This window comes from Vibrio celticus, from assembly GCF_024347335.1.
Classification (GTDB): Bacteria; Pseudomonadota; Gammaproteobacteria; order Enterobacterales; family Vibrionaceae; genus Vibrio; species Vibrio celticus.
Genome location: NZ_AP025463.1, coordinates 861,570 through 884,623 on the forward strand (window position 1 = coordinate 861,570; position 23,054 = coordinate 884,623).

The 23,054-nt window shown below is 44.2% G+C and carries 20 protein-coding genes; 11 read left to right on the forward strand and 9 right to left on the reverse strand.

Annotated elements, in window-relative coordinates:
• Positions 1-13: 13 nt before the first annotated feature.
• The gene (locus OCV19_RS04115; RefSeq protein ID WP_065675875.1) at positions 14-928 is read right to left on the reverse strand and encodes a TIGR01777 family oxidoreductase; all 915 of its coding nucleotides are present in this window, start codon (positions 926-928) and stop codon (positions 14-16) included.
• A gap of 288 nt (positions 929-1,216) precedes the next feature.
• Here OCV19_RS04115 and OCV19_RS04120 point away from each other — a divergent pair, with 288 nt between their 5' ends.
• Genes OCV19_RS04120 through yfcE form a run of 5 tightly spaced genes read left to right on the forward strand, consistent with a single transcriptional unit; the run spans position 1,217 to position 4,079 of the window.
• On the forward strand, positions 1,217-1,951 hold the full coding sequence (locus OCV19_RS04120; protein WP_065675876.1) for a DUF1538 domain-containing protein: 735 nt from the start codon (positions 1,217-1,219) through the stop codon (positions 1,949-1,951).
• On the forward strand, positions 1,948-2,742 hold the full coding sequence (locus OCV19_RS04125) for a DUF1538 domain-containing protein (RefSeq protein ID WP_065675877.1): 795 nt from the start codon (positions 1,948-1,950) through the stop codon (positions 2,740-2,742). Before OCV19_RS04120 ends, OCV19_RS04125 begins: the two co-directional genes overlap by 4 nt.
• On the forward strand, positions 2,732-3,082 hold the full coding sequence (locus OCV19_RS04130; RefSeq protein ID WP_017062207.1) for a P-II family nitrogen regulator: 351 nt from the start codon (positions 2,732-2,734) through the stop codon (positions 3,080-3,082). The genes OCV19_RS04125 and OCV19_RS04130 overlap by 11 nt, the downstream gene beginning before the upstream one ends.
• Complete coding sequence (locus OCV19_RS04135; protein ID WP_065675878.1) at positions 3,079-3,486, forward strand: CBS domain-containing protein; 408 nt, start codon at positions 3,079-3,081, stop codon at positions 3,484-3,486. Before OCV19_RS04130 ends, OCV19_RS04135 begins: the two co-directional genes overlap by 4 nt.
• A gap of 47 nt (positions 3,487-3,533) precedes the next feature.
• The gene (yfcE, locus tag OCV19_RS04140) at positions 3,534-4,079 is read left to right on the forward strand and encodes a phosphodiesterase (RefSeq protein ID WP_017068995.1); all 546 of its coding nucleotides are present in this window, start codon (positions 3,534-3,536) and stop codon (positions 4,077-4,079) included.
• Positions 4,080-4,103: 24 nt separating this feature from the next.
• On the opposite strand, the gene OCV19_RS04145 is transcribed toward yfcE, so the two are convergent.
• The 3 genes from OCV19_RS04145 to OCV19_RS04155 form a co-directional block, all read right to left on the reverse strand.
• The gene (locus OCV19_RS04145) at positions 4,104-4,424 is read right to left on the reverse strand and encodes a SelT/SelW/SelH family protein (protein ID WP_065675879.1); all 321 of its coding nucleotides are present in this window, start codon (positions 4,422-4,424) and stop codon (positions 4,104-4,106) included.
• Between the two features lie 135 nt (positions 4,425-4,559).
• The gene (locus OCV19_RS04150; RefSeq protein ID WP_017063402.1) at positions 4,560-5,075 is read right to left on the reverse strand and encodes a regulatory protein ToxS; all 516 of its coding nucleotides are present in this window, start codon (positions 5,073-5,075) and stop codon (positions 4,560-4,562) included.
• Between the two features lies 1 nt (position 5,076).
• On the reverse strand, positions 5,077-5,988 hold the full coding sequence (locus OCV19_RS04155) for a transcriptional regulator (RefSeq protein ID WP_065675880.1): 912 nt from the start codon (positions 5,986-5,988) through the stop codon (positions 5,077-5,079).
• A 271-nt stretch (positions 5,989-6,259) separates the two neighbouring features.
• Here OCV19_RS04155 and htpG point away from each other — a divergent pair, with 271 nt between their 5' ends.
• The 3 genes from htpG (at position 6,260) to hemH (ending at position 10,437) form a co-directional block, all read left to right on the forward strand.
• On the forward strand, positions 6,260-8,164 hold the full coding sequence (gene htpG / locus OCV19_RS04160; RefSeq protein WP_065675881.1) for a molecular chaperone HtpG: 1,905 nt from the start codon (positions 6,260-6,262) through the stop codon (positions 8,162-8,164).
• Between the two features lie 388 nt (positions 8,165-8,552).
• Positions 8,553-9,197, forward strand: a complete 645-nt coding sequence (adk, locus tag OCV19_RS04165) for an adenylate kinase (RefSeq protein WP_048660860.1) — start codon at positions 8,553-8,555, stop codon at positions 9,195-9,197.
• Positions 9,198-9,474: 277 nt separating this feature from the next.
• On the forward strand, positions 9,475-10,437 hold the full coding sequence (gene hemH / locus OCV19_RS04170) for a ferrochelatase (RefSeq protein ID WP_065675882.1): 963 nt from the start codon (positions 9,475-9,477) through the stop codon (positions 10,435-10,437).
• Positions 10,438-10,542: 105 nt separating this feature from the next.
• On the opposite strand, the gene OCV19_RS04175 is transcribed toward hemH, so the two are convergent.
• Positions 10,543-11,937: a peptide MFS transporter gene (locus OCV19_RS04175; RefSeq protein ID WP_065675883.1), complete on the reverse strand. Its 1,395-nt coding sequence runs from the start codon at positions 11,935-11,937 to the stop codon at positions 10,543-10,545.
• 501 nt (positions 11,938-12,438) lie between these two features.
• Here OCV19_RS04175 and rfaH point away from each other — a divergent pair.
• Positions 12,439-12,945 carry a transcription/translation regulatory transformer protein RfaH gene (gene rfaH / locus OCV19_RS04180; RefSeq protein WP_065675884.1) on the forward strand — a complete coding sequence of 169 codons (507 nt, stop codon included), beginning with the start codon at positions 12,439-12,441 and terminating at the stop codon, positions 12,943-12,945.
• Between the two features lie 78 nt (positions 12,946-13,023).
• On the opposite strand, the gene asnB is transcribed toward rfaH, so the two are convergent.
• The 4 genes from asnB to nagA all read right to left on the reverse strand — a co-directional run bounded on the left by asnB (position 13,024) and on the right by nagA (position 18,954).
• Positions 13,024-14,694: an asparagine synthase B gene (gene asnB, locus OCV19_RS04185; RefSeq protein WP_017062196.1), complete on the reverse strand. Its 1,671-nt coding sequence runs from the start codon at positions 14,692-14,694 to the stop codon at positions 13,024-13,026.
• 235 nt (positions 14,695-14,929) lie between these two features.
• Positions 14,930-16,516 carry a cation:proton antiporter family protein gene (locus OCV19_RS04190; RefSeq protein ID WP_065675885.1) on the reverse strand — a complete coding sequence of 529 codons (1,587 nt, stop codon included), beginning with the start codon at positions 16,514-16,516 and terminating at the stop codon, positions 14,930-14,932.
• A gap of 84 nt (positions 16,517-16,600) precedes the next feature.
• Positions 16,601-17,815 (reverse strand): DNA-binding transcriptional regulator NagC, encoded by a 1,215-nt coding sequence (gene nagC / locus OCV19_RS04195; RefSeq protein ID WP_017062194.1) that lies wholly within the window; start codon positions 17,813-17,815, stop codon positions 16,601-16,603.
• A 2-nt stretch (positions 17,816-17,817) separates the two neighbouring features.
• Complete coding sequence (gene nagA / locus OCV19_RS04200; protein ID WP_065675886.1) at positions 17,818-18,954, reverse strand: N-acetylglucosamine-6-phosphate deacetylase; 1,137 nt, start codon at positions 18,952-18,954, stop codon at positions 17,818-17,820.
• 475 nt (positions 18,955-19,429) lie between these two features.
• Between nagA and nagE the strand changes: the two genes are divergently transcribed.
• The gene (nagE, locus tag OCV19_RS04205; protein ID WP_048612171.1) at positions 19,430-20,989 is read left to right on the forward strand and encodes an N-acetylglucosamine-specific PTS transporter subunit IIBC; all 1,560 of its coding nucleotides are present in this window, start codon (positions 19,430-19,432) and stop codon (positions 20,987-20,989) included.
• 302 nt (positions 20,990-21,291) lie between these two features.
• A complete protein-coding gene (glnS, locus tag OCV19_RS04210; protein ID WP_065675887.1) occupies positions 21,292-22,959 on the forward strand; it encodes a glutamine--tRNA ligase in 1,668 nt (555 codons plus the stop codon).
• Positions 22,960-23,054 lie beyond the last annotated feature (95 nt).

The following is a 23,054-nucleotide window of genomic DNA, read 5'->3' on the forward strand; positions in this document are numbered from 1 at the left end:
CTAGGGTAAAGAATTAGTCTTGATGTTGTAACAAGTTTTTTAGTGCTGGCTCGATTCTTGAGTAACTAAAGATGAATCCCATCTCAGTGAGTTTCTTCGGCTTGGAGCGAATGCTGTCAAATAGCAAGCAAGATGATTCCCCCATTAGAATCGACATTGCCCATTTCGGCGTGAATAAGAAATGCGGTCGGCCTAATTGTTTCGCTAACGTGCTGCTGAACAGTTTGTTGGTCACAGGGTGAGGGGCACACATATTGAATTCCCCTTGAGCGTGAGGGATAGACAACAAGTAGTTGATGGCTCTCACCATATCGAGAATGTGAATCCATGGCATGTACTGCTCACCTGAACCTAGTGGACCACCGACGCCGAGTTTATAGGGCAATAACATCTTCTTGAGTGCGCCGCCATTCTCGCCGAGTACAACCCCTGTTCGCAGTAGTATCACGCGTGTACTTTCTGATTGTGCTCTCTTGGCTATCTCTTCCCAGTGGGCACAGACTTTATGAGGAAAGCTTTCATCTTCTACTTGCAGTGACTCGTCAAACGGGTGCTGCTGTTGATCTCCATAGTAGCCGACGGCTGAACCGCTAATAAAAGCGTGTGGCGGGTTGCTACTGGCATGAATTAGTTCGACCAGCTTTTCAGTGATGTGCCAGCGACTGTTACAGATCCTCTCTTTTTGCTCTGTACTCCAACGCTTATCGGCAATCGGTTCACCCGCGAGGTTGACCACCACATCAAAGTCATTGAGATCACTGAGCTCATCAAGGGATTGAATGTAATGAAGGTTGTTCTGGTTGAGGTGATTTAGGTTTTGCTTCGCATTTTCAGGACTCCGCGTCAGCAATGTCACGTCGTCAGTGTTCCAACTCTTGACCAATTCAGAGCCAATAAATCCAGTACCACCCGTTAACAATATCTTCATACCAATCTCCCTATTAAACATAATTATAGACACGGCTTGTTTTTAATCGCCATTCAATACGAAAAAATCACTATAACGATCAGTTGGTTTCAATAGTGTGATCCCCAAATTACGCCTTTTAAATTTAAGAATGAGTGAAATAAAATTCATTTGGCCAGGAAGTATACCGTTATCACACTTATGGGTTTTACTCGGATATGTTACCAACTGCGTAATATTTATCACATAAGGAATGATAAGGATTTGCCATGATTATTAGTAACTCATAATCAGCGACAAGGAATTGCGATGACGGCGGTGCTTGCTTTGTTTCGAGCCATGTTAGGTAGCCTGAGAGATCTATTGCCGATCGTGGCGGTGATCGCTTTTTTCCAGCTTGCTGTCTTGCAAGAGCCACTTCCTCATCTGTTATCAATTCTAACTGGCTTAGTGCTGGTGGTGTTTGGTCTGACTTTCTTTATCTTTGGCCTTGAAATGGGGTTGTTCCCGATTGGCGAATCGATGGCTCAAGCTTTTGCGCGAAAGGGCAGTGTGTTCTGGCTATTGACCTTCGCTTTTTGTTTGGGTTTTGGTACCACCATTGCCGAACCTGCGTTAACCGCAGTGGCGGCCGAAGCCGCGGAAGTGGCCGCCGAGGGAGGCGTCATCCCCAATACGTTAGATGAAATGGAAGAATATGCAGATGGTCTGCGTTTCACCGTAGCATTGTCTGTCGGTATCGCTATTTTACTTGGGGTGCTGCGAATCTTAAAAGGTTGGCCAATTCAGTACATGATCATCGGTGGCTATATTGGAGTTGTGGTGCTTACTGCATTTGCTCCGGAAAACATTATTGGGATTGCGTATGACTCTGGTGGAGTGACAACATCGACGATCACCGTTCCACTGGTGACAGCACTGGGGGTGGGGTTAGCCTCGTCGATTAAAGGACGAAATCCTATGATTGATGGCTTTGGATTGATTGCATTTGCTTCGTTGTTGCCGATGATGTTTGTCATGGTTTATGGGATGGTGGTGACATGATCAGTGTGCAGCAATTTATCGACACCTTTTTAGGTACCGTGATGGATGTAATTCCGATTGCGGTGATCATCTTTGGTTTTCAGTTGGCGGTATTACGTAAGCCTGTGAACAATTTAGCTAAGGTGCTGATTGGTTTCTTTTACGTCATCCTTGGTTTGTCTCTTTTCTTGATGGGATTGGAACTTGCACTGTTTCCCTTAGGGGAGACGATGGCCATGCAACTGACCGAGCCAAGTTTCCTGACTGAGTTTAAGGTCAGCTCTGGCCTTACGTTGGTTTGGTTTGACTATTATTGGGTTTATCTTTTTGCATTCTGTATTGGTTTTAGCACCACAATCGCCGAGCCTTCGTTGATTGCTGTGGCAATTAAGGCGAATCAAGTCTCGGGCGGCAGTATCAGTGTTAATGGGCTGAGAATCGCCGTGGCATTGGGTGTCGCTATTGGTATCTCGCTTGGAAGCTATCGGATTGTTGCTGGAGACCCGATCCATTACTACATCATTTTTGGTTATGTCGTCGTGGTCATTCAAACCTTTTACGCCCCAAAACTCATTATTCCATTGGCCTACGACTCGGGTGGCGTAACTACATCAACGGTGACGGTCCCTTTAGTGACCGCGCTCGGGCTTGGACTCGCTTCAACCGTACCAGGAAGAAATCCTGTCATTGATGGCTTTGGGTTGATCGCCTTTGCCAGCTTATTTCCCATCATTTCAGTGATGGGCTATGCCCAAATAACACAATGGTTAAACCGTTTACACACCTCTAAGGAGAGCAAAGATGCGCTTTAAACTTATCTTAGCGTTTGTAGAAGAGAGCAAGACCGACACTGTGCTCGATGCCGCGCGTGACGCGGGCGCGACTGGAGCAACGGTGATTAACAATGCCAGAGGGCAAGGTTTAAACCAAAAAACCACCTTCTTTGGCTTAACGTTAGAGGTGCAAAAAGATGTGTTGCTGTTTGTGGTTGAGGAACACTTAGCTCGGCATATTCTCGAAACTATTGGCGAAGTCGGTGAGTTTGACCAGGAGTCAGGACAAGGTATAGCGGTGCAGATCGATATCGAAGACGCAGTCGGGGTTGCGCATCAAGTCGAGACATTAACTAAGGTTGTGGAGGATGAGTTATGAGTACCAGTGAAAAAATCCGAGTAGGTGATGTCATGGCCAATACGTACGTGATTATCGATGGGCTAACCACTGTTTTAGAAGCGATAGAGATGGCGAAGAAGCACAAAGTGAAAGCCATCATTGTCGATAAGCGCCACGAAGATGATGAATACGGCATCGTATTGATGAATGACATTGCCAAGAAAGTACTGGCTAAGAACCGATCTCCGAAGCGAACCAATGTTTATGAGATCATGACCAAGCCAGCGCTAAGCGTGTCTGCTGAGATGAACGTAAAATACTGCGCTCGCCTATTTGAACGCTTTGGTATTAGTCGTGCGCCAGTCGTTTGTGACAACAAGATAGTCGGTATGGTTAGTTACAATAATATCGTAATCAACGGTATGGCGAGAGATGACGTGTAGCATTTAGATACGTACAATAGGCTGATAAACTTTATGGAGAAGTACGTGTGAAATTATTCTTTGCTTCAGACCTACACGGTTCGCTGCCAGCAACAGAAAAAGTATTAGAGCTATACCAAGCCTCTGGTGCACAATATTTGGTTCTATTGGGTGATATTCTGAATCATGGTCCAAGAAACCCGATTCCAGAGGGATACAACCCGCCGGCGGTTGCAGATAAGTTGAATGCGTTTTCTCAAGAGATCATTGCCGTTCGTGGTAACTGCGATAGCGAAGTGGATCAGATGTTGTTGTCTTTTCCAATGATGATGGATTACTCGTGGGTGCTATTAGAATCAGGCCAACGTATCTTCCTAACCCATGGTCATTTGTACAATACCAATAAACGCCCTGCGCTGAAGGCAGGCGATATTATTGCACACGGTCATACCCATATTCCTGTCGCCGAATACCAAGACGACATCTTTATCTTTAATCCTAGCTCGGTGACGTTCCCACGAGAGGGACACGCGGCGAGCTATGGCATCTATGAAAACAATACCTTCAAAGTCATTAGCCTTGAAGGTGATGTTCTCGTGAGTGGTCAGCTTTAAATCATTGGATCGGCTGTGAAAGGCTTATTTTGAGTCTACGTGGCCGAGATCTCTGTCTGGAGCAATGATATTTCGCACTCTTTGCTTCAGAATTTTAGCTTCTGGAAAACCGTCATCTGTTTTTCTTTCCCAAATCTGCACACCATTACAAAAGATTTCGAACCTGCCTCCGGTGTCTGGGTGTAAGCTCACTTGTTCAATTTCTTCGCTGAAGGTATGCAGTAGCTCTTGGCATAACCAACTAGAGCGAAGCATCCAATTGCATTGACGGCAATAATGTATGGCGATTGATGCTTTTGCTGCTGTTTCTTTCGCTGGCGCCAGATTAGGTTGTTCCGTTTTCATGGTTAATCCTTAAAATGCTACATCCGTAATTTGATACCAACGGCTAACAAAAAAGGGGCTTCATGCCCCTTTTTTCTATTGGTTTACCGTTTCATGGTATTCAGCTATTCATAAACAGTAAATAGCGATCCAATCTTAGTTTGAAAACAATACGGTAGAACCATGATTTAAGCTAGTCAGTAGCAGTGCCTTCGGGTTAACAATATCTATGCGGCGGCTTTGCTCTGCGTCCATCTTAATGACTTGAGTGATCAGCTCTAGCTGTTCTTCTGAAAAGTCTTGGCGCTGAGCCGAGGTCACATCTTTAAACTCCGTTGGCGAAACCAGTAAGTAATTATCGTTAATATCCCACTGACCCGTTTCAGAGATGTTGATGACATTCGCAGGCTCAGTTTGATTACCGTAAAGTCTCACCACTGACATTCTTAAATATGTACCATTTGGTAGGTATTTCGCATTCGATGATAGTTCAACTCTACGAAGCGGGCCGATGGAGTCAGCTTGCTTGTTATCGCTAATTAGCGTCACCATTCTCGACTGCCATTCATGCTGAGTGAGCAAGCGCTCTACTTTTGCATTGCTGCTCCAATATAGCCAACCACTCAAGAATGCCGATAGAACCAGTAAGATAATCGATACTTTTAATTTCATGTTACTTACCACCGTTACAAATGTCGTTTACATCCGACTGGTTTGCGTAAATTCTTAGGGTTACATTTTCGCTCGAGTAATCTTGCGGGTGAATGTAGTTGAGGGCAAGGTTATTGGTTTGTCCTCCTGTAGCGATCACTTCAGCCGGCTTTAACACACCAGTGTGATTCGTGTTGTAACTTAATACACACTTTTCTATTGCTGGCAGCCAACTGCTGAGGTCTGGGTGGTTAACCGGTGATTGAACCTTTACACCATCCACTTCAGTCAAAATCGTGAACTCGGACTCCACCGGGGTAGTAAACGTTAAAACGAGAATCGGCATGATGAAAGCGGCAAGCAGTAACCAAAATGTTAACCATTTATTGGTGCTTTTAGCCGGAGCTACAACAGGAGCGGTTGCTGGTTCTACTGCCACTTTAGTTTGTTGAACTTTTGTAATTGGCTCAGGTTCAACCGTTTCAGTGATCGCATCTTCAGTCGCTGCAGGCGTTGCAAACGTTAGGATAGGCTCAACGTCATTTTCTGCAATTTCAGCGGCTACTGGCTGATCATTTGATGACAGTGGCGCAGAGCGCTCAACGGTCGCAATAAATTGGTAACCGCGCTTCGGTACTGTCTTTACGAATTCAGGAGATTTAGTCGAATCTTTGAGCATCTTTCTCAGAGTCGATACGGCTTGCGTTAAGCTTGAGTCATCAACCTCAAAGCCTTGGTCTCGCCAAACATACTCATGCAATTCATTACGAGTGATAACTTCATTAGGCCTTTCTGACAGCATCAAGAGAATGCGGCTTTCATTGCTACCAAGACGTACGACTTCACCGTCGCTCATTTGATCGACAAGTGAATTGCTGTTTGGGTCGAATACGAACCGTTGTGCGAGAATAAACTTTGTGCCGATATTACTCATTGAATTCTTCTATTTTGGATTGTTTTGGGGGGCGAAATAGACAAATCTCAGGTGAAGTTCCGTTAATTCTTCACCAAATCATGGCTTATTTTATGTTCTTTTATATTTATCAGGCTCAAGGATAATAAAAACAGATAAAAAAAACAGTGTTTTTATGATTTTTGACCTTGAATTTACATTTGTCATCCTCATGTTAATGAACAGAAGAGTGGCATCAAGTGTTACGCCCCTATGATTATTCAACATAAAGTATAGATGTTTTGGAGTAAAAATGAGCGAAACGGCAACGCAAAATAAAGAGACTCGTGGCTTTCAATCTGAAGTAAAACAACTACTTCATCTAATGATTCACTCTCTGTATTCAAATAAAGAAATCTTTCTACGTGAGCTGATCTCTAACGCATCTGACGCGGCTGACAAGCTTCGTTTTCAAGCCCTATCTAATGGTGACCTTTACCAAGGCGATGCTGATTTAGGTGTAAAACTTTCATTCAACGCTGAAGCAAATACCTTAACGATCTCTGATAACGGTATCGGCATGAGCCGTGACAACGTTATTGAGCATTTAGGTACGATTGCTAAATCAGGTACAGCAGACTTTTTCTCAAAACTGTCTGAAGACCAAAGCAAAGACTCTCAATTGATTGGTCAATTTGGTGTGGGTTTCTATTCTGCGTTCATCGTTGCTGACGCGGTAACGGTTCGCACTCGTGCGGCTGGCCTAGCAAACAATGAAGCCGTTCAATGGCACTCTGCTGGCGAAGGCGATTACACCATCGAAGACATCACTAAAGAATCTCGCGGTACTGACATCATTCTGCATATGCGTGAAGACGGTAAGGAGTTCTTAAACGAATGGCGCCTGCGTGAAGTGATTGGTAAGTACTCTGATCACATCGGTATCCCTGTTTCTATCTTCACAGCCGTGAAAGATGACGAAGGTAAAGACACCGAAGAGAAGCATTGGGAACAGATTAACAAGGCGCAAGCGCTTTGGACTCGTAACAAATCTGATATCGAGAAAGAAGAGTACCAAGAGTTCTACAAGCACGTATCTCACGATTTCGCTGATCCACTAACGTGGAGCCACAACAAGGTTGAAGGTAAGAACGACTACACAAGCCTGCTTTACATCCCAGCGAAAGCACCTTGGGATATGATGAACCGTGACCATAAGAGCGGCTTAAAGCTTTATGTGCAACGTGTATTCATCATGGATGATGCTGAACAGTTCATGCCATCTTACATGCGTTTTGTTCGCGGTTTGATTGATTCAAACGATCTGCCTTTGAACGTGTCGCGTGAAATCCTGCAAGACAACAAGGTGACTCAGTCTCTTCGTGGCGCATGTACCAAGCGTGTGCTGACTATGCTTGAGCGCATGGCGAAGAATGACAATGACAAGTATCTAGAGTTTTGGAAAGAGTTTGGTCTAGTAATGAAAGAAGGCCCAGCTGAAGACATGGCGAACAAAGAGAAGATCGCTGGTCTACTTCGTTTCTCATCAACGGAAGTGGATTCTGCTGAACAAACTATCAGCCTTGAATCTTACGTTGAACGCATGAAAGAAGGCCAAGATAAGATTTACTACCTAACAGCGGATAGCTACGCTGCAGCTAAGAACAGCCCACACTTGGAGCAGTTCAAAGCGAAAGGTATTGAAGTGGTTCTAATGTACGATCGCATTGATGAGTACGTTATGAACTATCTAACTGACTTTGATGGCAAACAATTCCAATCGATCACAAAAGCAGGCTTAGATCTAAGCAAGTTTGAAGGTGAAGAAGAGAAAGAGAAGCAGAAAGAGACTGAAGAAGAGTTCAAGTCTGTTGTAGAGCGCACTCAATCTTACCTAGGTGGTCGTGTTAAAGAAGTTCGTACGACCTTCAAGCTAGCAACAACACCTGCGGTTGTAGTAACGGACGACTTCGAAATGGGCACGCAAATGGCTAAGCTTCTTGAAGCTGCTGGTCAAGCTGCGCCTGAAGTGAAGTACATCTTCGAGATTAACCCTGAGCACGCTCTGGTTAAACAAATGGCCGATGAAGCAGACGAGCAAGCGTTTGGTCGTTGGGTTGAGTTGCTACTTGGGCAAGCGATGCTGGCTGAAAAGGGCTCAATGGAAGATCCGTCACAATTCTTGGGTGCAATCAACGAGCTACTGACAAAGCGTTAGTCTTTCGACTTTAGGTTAAGCCAAAAATTGTAATAAAAAGCTCGCAAATGCGGGCTTTTTTTATGAACGTCGCTGAAAATCTATTAAACGTGGTCAACGTCACCGTTATCGTCACAACAAATGTTGCCGATACATTCTTTAGTCGTAAATTCAGCCAAATTGAATATTAATGTGATAGAATGCTCGACCTAATCAGCTGGAGCTAGGAACCAATTCCTTCCAGTTGTATGATTTTTAAACGTTATACCGAAACTTACCGTTTTGCTTCTGTTTACAGTTTTGCTTAACCTCAGCTGTTAACTAACTTTTCCTGTTTATCTTAAATATGAACGAGGAAGGTGGGATAGTGAGCTTCGGTATAAATCATAATTTTATAAGAGGATTAAACATGCGCATCATTCTTCTAGGTGCTCCTGGCGCGGGTAAAGGTACTCAAGCTAACTTCATCATGAACAAATTTGGTATCCCTCAAATTTCAACTGGTGACATGCTACGTGCTGCTATCAAAGCGGGTACTGAGCTTGGTAAGCAAGCAAAATCAGTAATCGACGCTGGTCAGCTAGTTTCTGATGAAATTATCCTTGGTCTTATCAAAGAGCGTATCGCTCAAGATGACTGTGAGAAAGGTTTCCTACTAGACGGTTTCCCACGCACAATCCCACAAGCTGATGGCCTAAAAGAAATGGGCATCGCTGTTGATTACGTTGTTGAATTCGACGTAGCTGACGATGTGATTGTTGAGCGTATGGCTGGTCGTCGTGCTCACCTTCCTTCAGGCCGTACATACCACACTGTGTACAACCCGCCTAAAGAAGAAGGCAAAGATGACGTAACTGGCGAAGAGCTAGTTGTACGTGATGACGACAAAGAAGAAACCGTTCGTGCACGTCTAGGCGTATACCACGATCAAACAGCTCCGCTGATCTCTTACTACGGTAAAGAAGCTGAAGCAGGCAACACTCAGTACCTTAAGTTTGACGGTACTAAGCAAGTTGCTGAAGTTAGTGCAGAACTTGAGAAAGCACTAGCATAATTGGCTAACAGCCAGTTTTAGAATTTGATATATTGGAAGCGACCTTAAGGGTCGCTTTTTTTGTTTCAGTTTTTAGTACGATACCAATCTAGATAATTTGATTGCACATGATTCAGAACGGTTCAGACCCGATGGCAGTGGCTAGCAATTGAGAGTGGATGTTGTGTATCTCATATGAAGAATGATTATTCAGACTTTTATTGGGGCGCAATGATCTTAAACTTATGCAGATTAGTATATTACTTTCCAGAAAATCACATATTGGTCTCAGGTATCTATGGAAAATAATAAAAAGCAGGGCGTTTTACTGGTGAACTTAGGAACACCAGATTCGGCGACCCCATCTGGCGTTCGTCGATTTTTGAGTGAATTCTTACACGACAAGCGAGTAGTAAACCTAACCCGTTGGCTTTGGTGCCCAATCTTGCACGGGGTGATTTTACCGATTCGAGCACCCAAAGTAGCCAAGTTGTATCAATCTGTCTGGATGGATGAAGGCTCACCACTGCTTGTGTATTCTCAAAGACAAGCTGAAAAGCTCCAGAAGAAACTAGAGATGCCGGTTGCACTGGGTATGACCTATGGTAACCCAAGCATTAAGACTGGTGTTGAGCAACTGATGGACCAGGGCGTTGAGGACATCATCGTACTGCCTTTATATCCTCAGTACTCTGGCACAACCACAGCGGCAGTTTCTGATGGTTTAACCAAAGCCTTTAAACAGATGCCAGTTATCCCAAGCTATCGCTTTATTCGTGACTACTACTCACATCCTAGCTATGCCAAAGCATTGGCTGAAAGCGTTCGTAGCCATTGGGAACAAAATGGCAGAGCCGATCACTTGGTTTGTTCGTTCCACGGTATTCCGAAGCGCTTAGCTGATGAAGGCGATATCTACCCACAGCATTGTGAAGCAACGACAAAGCTGCTTGCTGCTGAGCTAGGTTTATCTGAAGAAGACATCACCATGACCTACCAATCGCGATTTGGTCGAGAGGAGTGGTTGAAGCCATACACTGACGAGACACTTGAATCACTGCCAAGCAAAGGTATCAAGAAGATCGACATCATGGCACCTGCATTTTCGGTTGACTGTTTGGAAACGTTAGAAGAGATTTCAGACCAGTGTAAAGATACTTTCATTGACGCTGGTGGTTCGGACTTTAGCTACATTATGTGTTTGAACGACAGAGACTCGCACATCGATATGATGGCAGAGTTAGTCGCTCTATATCGCTAACAGCTGCTGAGCCTTGATTACGTCTTATCGCATAAATAACAAAAGGGCTGCTCATTGAGCAGCCCTTTTTGAACTTGAAGTTTCTTCTTGAAATAGCTCTAGATATTAAGCAACAGACGTTTCTGCTGTCTCAGCTTTTGGCTCTGCTTCAAGCGTCATGTTGGTTTCTACACCATGCATCCAGGATACAAGCTTACCAGCACAAAGAAGCAATAATACGCCACTAATTGTTGCTGTAATCGCGATACCACCAAAGATAGACATCGCGCCAAGCTCACCAACGTGAGAACCCACTAGGCCTGCTACGTAGTTTGCAACCGCATTGAAGCCAAACCAAGCACCCATCATTAGTGATGCTAAACGAAGTGGAGCTAGCTTAGTGACCAACGACAGGCCAATAGGAGATAGACAAAGCTCACCAAGGGTATGGAAGAAGAAAGCACCGACTAACCATAGCATTGATGTTTTCACTGTTAGGTCGCCGCCTTGTTCCATTACCGCGCCCATCATGCATACAAAGCCAAGTGCTAAGAAGAACAATGCCATTGCAAACTTAACAGGAGAGTTGGGTTCACGCTTACCCAATTTCACCCAAAACGCGGCAATGATTGGAGCAAGTGTAATGATGAAGAATGGGTTCAAAGATTGGAACCACGCAGCAGGAACTTCAAAGCCACCAATCATACGGTCAGTATATTGTTGAGTGTAGATGTTCATTAGGCCGCCAGCTTGTTCAAAGCCCGCCCAGAATACAATCACGAACAGACCCATGATAAGAATCACTTTTAGTCTGTCGAACTCTTCTTTGGTCAGTGGCGCTTTTTCTTTAGATTTGTTCAGTGCTTTCGCTCGAGCAGCAGCAGGCACAGAACCGATGTTGCCTAACCAAGACTGAGCCATTGTCACTTGCATGATCAAGCTAATAACCATACCAATACCAGCGGCTAGGAAACCTGCTTTCCAACCAAATGAGTCGACAGCAGCGCCTGAAATTAAGCCACCAAGAAGTGCACCTAAGTTGATGCCCATGTAGAAAATGGTGAAAGCACCGTCGCGGCGGTTATCGCCTTCTTGGTACAGGTCGCCAACCATGGTTGAGATGTTCGGTTTAAACATACCGTTACCACTGATTAGCAGTGCTAAACCAAGGTACAGCGCGTTCACTTGGTCTAAACCGATGAAGCCGTTAGGTAGAGCCAGTGTAAATTGGCCAAGTGCCATTAATACACCGCCAATCAGAATTGATTTACGCTGACCCAGGTAGTTATCGGCAATCCAGCCACCAATTAATGGTGTGATGTAGACTAAGCCGGTGTAAATACCGTAGAGATCGAGTGCGTCTTTCGTTGACCAACCCAGTCCACCGTTGAGGGTAGTGTCAGTCAAAAATAAGACAAGGATGGCACGCATCGCATAGTACGAGAAACGTTCCCATAGCTCTGTGCTAAAAAGTAGAAATAGGCCTCTAGGGTGGCCAAAGATGTTGTGGTTGCTTGGCATAAGTTTTACTAATTTTAGGTATTAAAAGATTTTATAGTCATTCATGTATACACAGTGGGATAAAAGTCTGCAATAGACGTATTTTATGGTCACGACAACTTGGTTTGTGTAAGATGTTGATATTAAAGAGATTTGCTTTTAATGTTGCCCATTTTAGATGTGCTGCAAACTAATTTTCCAGATTTGAGCTGGTTGGTTAATAACCTTTATTAAATCTGTGTCGAATGAAAATCTTTAGACACATTACTTTGGTGAATTGTTTTGATATTAAATAGGATGCTATACTTATTGTGTGGGACATACATATGCTTACAACAATGAGTCTTTTGATCTCTAAATGATCTCTGTACAATGCTTAACCACTCCGACACCTATAACTTTTTGTTGATAAATTGGTCTGCTACGCATTATTTTTCGTTAGCAACGATTCATTTTATTAATGGTGATTTAACCGTTTTAGGCATGTGGTAAAATATCTAAAAATATAAAATGGCTAGTTAAATGAAACGTTGGTATTTGCTTTACTGTAAGCGTGGTGATCAAAAACGCGCTCAGCAGCACTTAGAGAATCAGGGGGTAGAGTGCTTTTACCCTCAAATAGAAGTCAAAAAGGTGGTGAGAGGGAAAGAAAAGCAGGTCAAAGAACCGCTGTTTCCGTCTTACATCTTTGTTCGCTTCGATTATGAGCAAGGTCCTAGCTTCACGACCGTTCGTTCAACACGTGGCGTTGTGGACTTTATTAAGTTCGGTTCACTGCCGCACGAGGTCCAAGGAGACTTGGTGTTTGAACTTAAAGAGTTTGAGAAGTGCTGCAGTAACGAAGTGGAAGATTGTTGTGTTGAGTTTGAATCTGGACAGGTAGTTAAGATTCAGAGTGGCCAATTTGCTGGGGTTGAAGCTATTTTCGATCAGAAAGACGGTGAGGCTCGATCGATTATGCTGGTGAAAATGATCAGCCAAGTCGTTCCAATCAGTATTGAGAACAAAGCACTACAAGCTCGCGCATAACTGCAGTAATAAAAATAGGCTTAAAACAAAAGGCGCATAATGCGCCTTTTTTAGTCTTTAGGATTTGTTCAAAACGCTCTAAGCGTTGTAAGCATCGTTGTGAACGGCTTGTACTGCACGGCCTGATGGGTCGACACAGTTTTTGAATGACTCATCCCACTCAATCGCTTTCGCTGATGAACAAGCAACTGAAGGACCACCAGGTACACACTCTGCCGCAGATTCTAGAGGGAATAGCTCCTCAAAGATTTCACGGTAAGCATAACCTTCTTTGGTTGTGGGCGTGTTGTAAGGGAAACGGAACTTAGCAGCTTCCATTTGTTGATCCGTTACTTTTGCTTCAGCCGTTGCTTTCAATGTATCAATCCAATCGTAGCCAACACCATCAGAGAACTGCTCTTTTTGACGCCATGCGATTGAATCTGGTAGGTAGTCTTCAAAACACTCACGCAGGATGTGTTTCTCCATTTTACCGTTACCACACATCTTATCTTCAGGGTTTAGACGCATTGCGACATCGATGAACTCTTTATCCAAGAATGGTACACGGCCTTCAACACCCCATGCCGCTAGTGATTTGTTTGCACGAGCACAGTCGAACATGCTTAGAGCAAGTAGCTTACGTACTGTCTCTTCGTGGAACTCTTTCGCGTTTGGAGCTTTATGGAAGTACAGGTAACCACCAAAGATCTCATCAGCACCTTCGCCAGACAATACCATTTTGATACCCATTGCTTTGATCTTACGAGCAAGCAAGTACATTGGCGTTGATGCACGAATCGTCGTTACATCGTAAGTCTCGATGTGGTAGATAACATCGCGGATGGCATCTAAGCCTTCCTGAATAGTGTAAGTCATCTCGTGGTGCACGGTACCGATCTTGTCCGCAACTTCACGAGCAGCGATAAGATCTGGTGCGCCTTCAAGGCCAACAGCGAATGAGTGCAGTTGTGGCCACCAAGCTTCAGATTGCTCATCATCTTCGATACGCATTGCCGCAAAGCGTTTAGCGACCGCTGAAGTAATTGATGAATCAAGGCCACCAGATAGAAGTACACCGTAAGGAACGTCAGTCATTAGTTGGCGTTTAACAGCTGCTTCTAGTGCTTCAGTCAGTTCTTCTTTGCTTGTGCTGTTGCCTTGTACCGCAGCGTACTCGTTCCAATCGCGGATGTAGTAGCGTTGAGGTTCCGCATCTTTCGAAGAGTAGAAGCTACCAGGAGGGAATTCACTGATCGTCTTACATACTTCAACCAATGCTTTCATCTCTGAAGCAACGTAGTAGTTACCGTGCTCATCGTAACCTTGGTAAAGCGGGATGATACCAATATGGTCGCGGCCCACTAGGTATTCGTCTTTCTCTTCATCGTATAAAACGAAGGCGAAAATACCGTTAAGCTCTTCTAGAAGGTCTGCACCCATCTCTTGGTATAGCGCTAGGATAACTTCACAGTCAGAATCAGTCTGGAACTGGTACTTATCTTCATAGCGTGCGCGAAGTTCTTTGTGGTTATAAATTTCACCGTTCACTGCAAGAATGTGCTTTTTGTCTTGGCTGTATAGTGGTTGAGCACCACTGTTCAAGCCAACAATAGCAAGACGTTCATGAGCAAGGATTGCTTTTTCACCAGCATAGATACCAGACCAGTCCGGACCACGGTGACGAAGCTTCTTAGACATTTCTAAAGCAATAGGGCGAAGTGCTGCGGCATCACTTTTAATGTCGAGAATGCCAAATACTGAACACATAGAACTTCCTTTTAAATAATTTCCAAATCAACTGCATTCAATTTGCCATTCTGGCTAAAAAAAGCAACCGGATGTGAGCAAAAAAATAATATAAAGGGTGTTCTGTTAGAAATTATCTAATTTTTATGTGCTTTTGGTGTGTGATGTTTAATTGCGGTTGGTTTTTTAAACAAAAACCTCTCAAAAGTGCGAAAAATAGTCAGTTTTGAGAGGTTTAGTTGAACACGGTCTAATACTAGATTTTATTGATATTTGGATTTAACTGTTCGCAAACGTGGCGAGCAAAACCACTACCAGCCTCGCTGTAAATGTTAAATGCCGCATCAACGCCATTCTCTTTCAGTGTTTCGAGTTGATCTGGATATTCAGCAATAGCCGCAATTTGGCCTTTAAAGTTACGTGACTTCAATTGCTCTAAAGCGGTTTGATTACCTTGGTGGTGAGGCATAGCCAGGATCACTAGCTTTACGTTTGCTGTATCTAGAATTCGTTCCCAGAAATCCGGGTCAGTCGCGTCACCAGAGATCACGTTCCTGCCATGGCTTCTGTGATTGTGCGCGGCTTCTTCGCGAACTTCAACACCTAGGCTGACTTTGCCATAGCGAGTGCGTAATTCGTCATAAGCACCAGTACCAATTCGTCCCATACCAAGAATCAGCACTTGGGCCCGACCTGGGTCAATTCGCTTATCACGTCGGTGAAGCTTTTCTGACGCATGCTCTTTTAGCCATTTACCTGACTGCTGATAAAGCTTGTGACCAGCTCGGTTTAAAGGTGCTGCGATTAAGAACGACAGTGAAACAGCAATTGCCACAGCCACCAAGATGTCACCTGACATCCAGCCCATCTTGAAGGCGAGACCACCAACGATGAGGCCAAACTCGCTATAGTTAAACAGTGATAGCGAGGCAAGTAGAGACGTTCGAACACGGAACTTGAAGCGGTTGAGTACCAAGAAGTAGAGAACACCTTTCACTGGCAGCATCAGCAAGAACAAGATTGCGAGCATAAAGCCTTGAATGGTTGGTTGCTCTGACAAACCAATGTTCAAGAAGAAACAGACAAGGAAAAGTTCTTTAAGGTTAAACAGCGACTTTGATAATTCTGAGGCTTTTGGGTGGCCAGCAAGTAACATACCTAAAACAAGAGCCCCCAAGTCTGGTTTCACACCAACCAAATGGAATAAACCAGCACCGACGACTAATGCGAAGAAGATGCCGGAAAGAACCAGCATCTCACCGTGACCAACCCAATCGAGCACTTTGTAGAACAGTGGGCGTAATAAGGGTAGGGCAAACAGAGCAATCGCATACCACTCAGGTATTTTGCCCGTAGAAGCCGTTAAGAATACTACGGCGAAGATATCCTGCATGACCAAGATACCAATCGCTAACGTTCCGTAGGTCGCATTCATTTCGCCTTTCTCTTGCAGAGTCTTAACCGCAAATACGGTACTAGAGAATGAAAGAGCAAAACCGAGCAGAACGATCTGTTCTACCGACATGGCAGCTAGCGATGAAATACCTAAGAACTTAAAGCCAAACAGGGCGACGGCGAAAAACAGAGTGGATAAAAGGTTGTGGATTGTCGCGCCAGCCCAGATCTCTTTAGAGAGTAGGGTTTTGATATCGAGCTTTAAGCCGATAGTAAATAGAAGCAGCGTGACACCAAGGTCAGCTAAAGTAATGATGGTGTCATTGGTTTCAAAGCCAAAGGCAAAAAGCCCAAAGCCTGCAACCAAAAAACCAACTAATGGGGGAAGGTGACACTTTAAAGCAATAAATCCTGCGATAAACGCAGTGGATATTAATATAAGTTCCATAACTTGTTGTTGTAGTTCCCTAGCTTAAAAAAACGGGCCGTGTTTATACAAACACGGCCCGCGGAAAATCAGAATTGTTTTTCTCTAGTCTTCGAGAAGCTTCTGCAGTAACACGCCGTTGAGCATAGCGCGCTTAATCATGGCAAAAGCTCCCATCGTAGGATGTTTATCGATCTGTGATGCTACAATAGGCAAGCCGCTATGGAAAGTCGTTAACGACTGATTCTCTACATTGCGCTTAATTGCAGGGAAAACAATCTCTTGTGCCTTGGTAATATCACCAGCAATGATCACTTTTTGAGGGTTAAATAAGTTAATCGTCATCGCGATAGCCTTACCTAACTGGTTTCCTACTCGAACTAAGCTTTGCTTGGCTAGCTCATCACCATTAATCGCGTGGTCACAAACATCTTGAATCGTAATATGCTCAAGCTCTGTTAAAGAAGACTCATAGCCTTGTTTAATCAGCTTCTGCACGCGTTCAACGATAGCTGGGTTTGCCGCTACGGTTTCAAGACAGCCGAAGTTACCACATTGGCATTGCTCGCCTAGCGGATCAATTTGGATATGACCAATTTCACCCACATTACGGTTATGACCTAGGAACACCTGGCCATTAACGATAATACCTGCACCTGTACCACGGTGAACACTGACCAAAATAGAATCTTGGCTGTCTTTACTTGCACCGAAGTAGTGCTCTGCAAGCGCCATTCCGCGAACATCGTTACCCACAAAACAAGCGACATGGAATGTGTCGCGAATAATGTCACTTAAAGCCAGGTTATCAATATCCGTGTTTGGCATGTACTCAACAACACCAGTCGTTGGGTTAACCAAGCCTGGAAGTGTGACACCAATAGCAATCAGCTGATCGATCTTTGGTTGGTGTTCAGCAATGAAAGCCTTCAAATTATTAACCAAGCCTTGGGTAAGGTCTGACTGGTCTGAATAATTCAGGTCTTGCTGTTGGAAAGCCAACTCACGACCGCCAAGGTCATGAAGGCTTATTTGAATGTAGTCTCGACCTAAACGCACAGCGACAGAATGAAAAGGTTCTACTTCTGTGGTTAGGGAGATAGCGCGTCTACCGCCAGTAGACGCTTGCTGCGCAACCTCTTTAATTAGGCCGCGCTCTAAAAGTTGGCGGGTAATTTTTGTAACACTTGCCGGTGCGAGTTGGCTTACATCAGCCACTTGTATACGACTGATAGGCCCTTGTTGGTCTATAAGTCGGTATACCGCCGCACTGTTTAGTTGTTTAACTAAGTCTACGTTACCTATTTGTCCGCCATTCATACTTAATTGTGCTCGTATTGTCCGTTAACAACAGTCGCTTTAACGTTAAAGTCTCGGTCAAATACAGCTAGGTTTGCAACCATGCCTTTTTTGATTCGACCTAGCTTGCTTTCTACACCGATAGCCGTAGCTGGGTATAGCGTAGCCATGCGAAGAGCTTCGTCTAAAGCGATACCAGCGTGCTCAACTGTATTCTGAACTGCTTCAATCATAGTCAGAGCTGAGCCGCCCAGTGTGCCGTTTTCATCAACACACTTACCATCACGGTAATATACTTTCTTACCGACAAAAATAAAGTATTCCATGTCAGCACCTGCAGGAGCTGTGGCATCCGTCACTAATACCAACTTTTCTCCCTTGATTTTATGCGCAATTCTGATGTTTGCGTAATCAACGTGGAAACCGTCGGCAATGATCCCAGCGTAAACCTCTGGTGTGTCGTAAATCGCGCCTACAACGCCCGGTTCACGACCGACCATAGGGGTCATTGCATTGAATAGGTGAGTAGCGAACGTGATACCAGATTCAAAACCTTGGCGTGCTTCTGCGTAAGTTGCGTTGGTGTGGCCGATAGAAACCACAACGCCAGCTTTGTGCAGGCGTTCAATGTGTTCAGGGTCGTTTAACTCTGGAGCTAATGTAACTTTTGCAACAAGGTCACTGTTGCCACAGATAAGCTCAATCATTTCGTTGTCAGACTTACGAATGTGATCGACGCTGTGGATGCCTTTTTTCGCAACGTTCAAGTACGGACCTTCTAGGTGCAGACCTAAAGATTGGTTTTGGTACTGGTTGTGGTACTCACGAGCTGCCGTAATAACCGCACGCATATCTTCGTCTGAAGAGGTGATAAGCGTTGGTAAGAAGCTAGTACAGCCAGATTTCAGATTTGCTTTGTGCATGATCTGCATGGTTTCTGCAGTGATCTCATCGTTAAGCATTACACCGCCACAACCGTTCAGTTGTAGGTCAATGAAACCTGGACTTAGGTTTGCTCCGTCTAGGTCGCGAACCTCGATTCCCTCTGGCAATTCAGAGATAGGACAGACTTTTTTGATCAGTTCGTTTTCGATTACAACAGCATGATCGGTCAGAACATCACTACCAGTGTAAATTTTACAGTTACTTAGCGCGTACATAGTCAGCTAATCCTTATTTCGTGAGATCTTTTAAATTCGTTCGTTACCTAAATGCGGACTTAGTTTGCGAGCATCATTTACGTAACGATTTATCTTTTATGGGCAAACGGCTTCAATATGGGAAGCTATTTAAGTAGTTGAAAAATATATGAACAACTGATCGTTATTATACATTTAGGTTCATTGTTAATGATTATTCATACGGCAATAGAAGCCCGCAGATACCATCTTTTTACCTAATGATTAGATTTGGATTTTATCTATAAATGTTCATTTTTTTGAATGATAAAATAAGTTTTATGATCTCGCTAGCAAAAACCTCTGGATTTGGTAAAAACTGGTGATTAGGATCACAAATGGTAAGGTTTTAATTTGCGGAGCAAAATTAATTGAATACACTGAATAGGACTAAATTGAGCGACTAAAATAAGTTTCTCAAACGAATTCTAAAAAATCCTATAGGGGGAAACAACTGGTGAATATTCTAGGATATGCACAGAAGCTTGGTAAGGCGTTAATGCTACCAATCGCAACGCTTCCGATTGCGGCGCTTCTTTTACGTTTAGGTCAAGGCGATCTACTTGATATTCCATTCATGGCGCAAGCTGGTGGTGCTATCTTCGGTAACCTACCATTGCTCTTTGGTCTAGGTATCGCGATTGGTCTTTCTAAAGACGGTAACGGCGCAGCAGGTCTTGCTGGTGCAGTTGCTTACTTCGTACTAACTGCTACAGCAACGACAATTAACGCAGACGTTAACATGTCATTCTTCGGCGGTATCTTCGCAGGTATCATCGCAGGTCACTCTTACAACGCTTTCCACGCGACACGCCTTCCAGAGTGGCTGGCTTTCTTCGCGGGTAAACGTTTAGTACCTATCATGGCCGGTCTATTTGCACTTGTTGCAGGTGCTGTGTCTGGTGTGGTTTGGCCTGGTGTTCAATCTGGTCTAGACGCACTGGCTCACGCAGTATCAACGTCTGGCGCTATCGGCCAATTCGTTTACGGTACTCTTAACCGTGCACTTATCCCTGTAGGTCTACACCACGTATTGAACTCATACTTCTGGTTCGGTATGGGTACATGTCAAGAGATCATCGTTGCTGGTCAAGGCGCATTCGCTAACATCACTCAACTTTGTGTTGACCCAGCACTGGCTAAAACTCTAGTTGTTGGCCAAGAGCACACATTCACATTCGCTAACTCTGTAACTCCAGAAATCACTACTGTAGTTAAAGAAGTGACTGAAACTGTTAAATCTGGTGACCTACACCGTTTCTTTGGCGGCGATAAAGGCGCTGGCGTATTCATGAACGGTTTCTTCCCAGTAATGATGTTCGGTCTACCAGGTGCTGCACTTGCAATGTACCTAGCTGCTCCTGCTGAAAAACGTAGCCAAGTTGGTGGCGCACTATTCTCAGTTGCATTCTGTTCATTCCTAACAGGTATCACAGAGCCGCTAGAATTCATGTTCGTATTCCTAGCTCCTGCTCTATACGCAATGCACGCTGTATTTACAGGTCTGTCTCTAGTAGTTGCTAACATGTTTGGTACTCTGCACGGTTTCGGTTTCTCTGCTGGTCTTATCGACTTCGTATTGAACTGGGGTCTAGCAACTAAACCATTCGTACTACTACTAATCGGTCTTGGTTTCGGTGCTCTATACTTCTTCACTTTCTCTTTCGCAATCCGCGCTTTCAACTTGAAATCGCCAGGTCGTGAAGATGATGACGAAGCTGTTGCAGCTCCTGCTGGCGACGCACCAAAAGGCGACCTTGCACGTCAATACCTGAAAGCTCTAGGTGGTCACGATAACCTAACTTCAATCGACGCTTGTATCACTCGTCTACGCTTAACTCTTAAAGACCGCTCTGTCGCTGATGAAGTTGTTCTTAAGAAACTAGGTGCTAAAGGTGTGGTTAAACTAGGTGAAAATAACCTACAGGTTATCCTAGGCCCACTAGCTGAAATCGTAGCTGGCGAAATGAAAGCTATCGGTGCAGGCGAAGACCTATCTGATGTAAAACTTCCATAGTAAAGGAAGTACTTAATTAAGACGTAAAGTTACTCTTAAGTAAGTGTCAAATTGAAAGCCTCCCACATGGGAGGCTTTTTTGTGCCTGCTGTTTAAGGCTAATGAACACGGTTCGTTCTATTCTTCATCGAATAGCAGAAATATTCGCAATTAACGGACGGTTCTTATTGTGCAAAGGCAAAGAATTGTGGATGATTAGCAACAATGATCTTTCAATCTTTGACCGGCGCTATAAGCGACCGTTTTCTTGGGGACGAAAGATAACTTTCTCTGACAATACTAAATACATAGAGGTGCTATAGATGAGTGAAGCTGAGGCTCGTCCATCGAATTTCATTCGCCAAATTATTGATAAAGATTTAGCGGATGGTACACACAGTAGCGTGCATACTCGTTTCCCGCCGGAGCCAAATGGCTACCTGCACATTGGTCACGCTAAATCTATTTGCTTGAACTTTGGTATTGCTCAGGACTACCAGGGACAATGTAATCTTCGTTTCGATGATACAAACCCTGAAAAAGAAGACGTTGAATACGTTGAGTCAATTAAGAATGATGTAAGCTGGTTAGGCTTCGAATGGTCTGGTGATATTTGTTACTCATCAAACTACTTCGATACGCTTTACGCTTATGCTGTGGAATTAATTAATAAAGGCTTAGCGTATGTTGACGAGCTAAGTCCTGATCAAATCCGTGAGTACCGTGGCACGCTAAAAGATCCAGGTAAAGCGAGCCCATACCGTGACCGCAGCCCTGAAGAGAACCTAGCGTTGTTTGAAAAAATGCGTGACGGTGGCTTTGAAGAAGGTAAAGCGTGTTTGCGTGCTAAGATCGACATGAGCTCTTCGTTCATGGTTATGCGCGATCCTGTTATCTACCGTGTTCGTTTTGCTCACCACCATCAAACGGCTGACAAGTGGTGCATTTACCCAATGTACGACTTTACTCACTGTATCTCTGATGCGCTGGAAGGTATTACGCACTCTATCTGTACGCTTGAATTCCAAGATAACCGTCGTTTGTACGATTGGGTTCTAGATAACATCACGATTGATTGCCAGCCTCGTCAGTACGAGTTTAGCCGTCTAAATCTTGAATACACAGTAATGTCTAAGCGTAAGCTGAACCAACTTGTGGTTGAAAACCTAGTTCAAGGTTGGGATGACCCACGTATGCCTACTATTTCTGGCCTACGTCGTCGTGGTTTTACTTCAAGCTCGATTCGTGAATTCTGCAAGCGCATTGGTGTGACTAAGCAAGAGAACATGATTGAGTTCGGTTCACTTGAATCTTGCATCCGTGATGATCTGAACGAAAATGCACCTCGTGCAATGGCTGTTCTGGATCCAGTTAAGATCGTTATCGAAAACTACGAAGCAGATACAGTAGAAACGCTAACGGTTGCAAACCACCCGAACAAGCCAGAAATGGGTACTCGTGAAGTTCCATTTACACGAGAAGTTTGGATTGAGCGTGATGACTTCCGTGAAGAAGCAAACAAAAAGTACAAGCGTTTGGTTCTAGGTAAAGAAGTTCGTCTACGTGGTGCTTACGTGATCAAAGCTGAACGTATCGAAAAAGATGCAGAAGGCAACATTACGACTATCTTCTGTTCTTACGACAATGAAACATTGGGTAAGAACCCTGCAGATGGGCGTAAAGTGAAAGGCGTTATTCACTGGGTATCTGCTGATAAAGCGTTGCCTGCTGAGATTCGTTTGTACGATCGTCTATTCACAGTGCCAAACCCTGCTGCTGCAGATGATTTCGCTGCAACGCTAAACCCTGAATCACTTGTTACGCTAAACGGTTTTGTTGAACCTAGCCTAGCAGAAGGTGTGGCAGAGCAAGCGTATCAGTTTGAACGTACAGGTTACTTCTGTGTGGATTCGAAAGACTCTAAAGCAGACGCACTAGTCTTCAACCGTACGGTTGGTCTACGTGACACTTGGGGTAAAACTGAAGCTTAATGCTTGAGTGCTTAGTTTGTTAAAAGCGACCCAATAAAAAACCGGCTTAGAGCCGGTTTTTTTGTGTCTGAATAATATGGGATAAGTATCGGAGA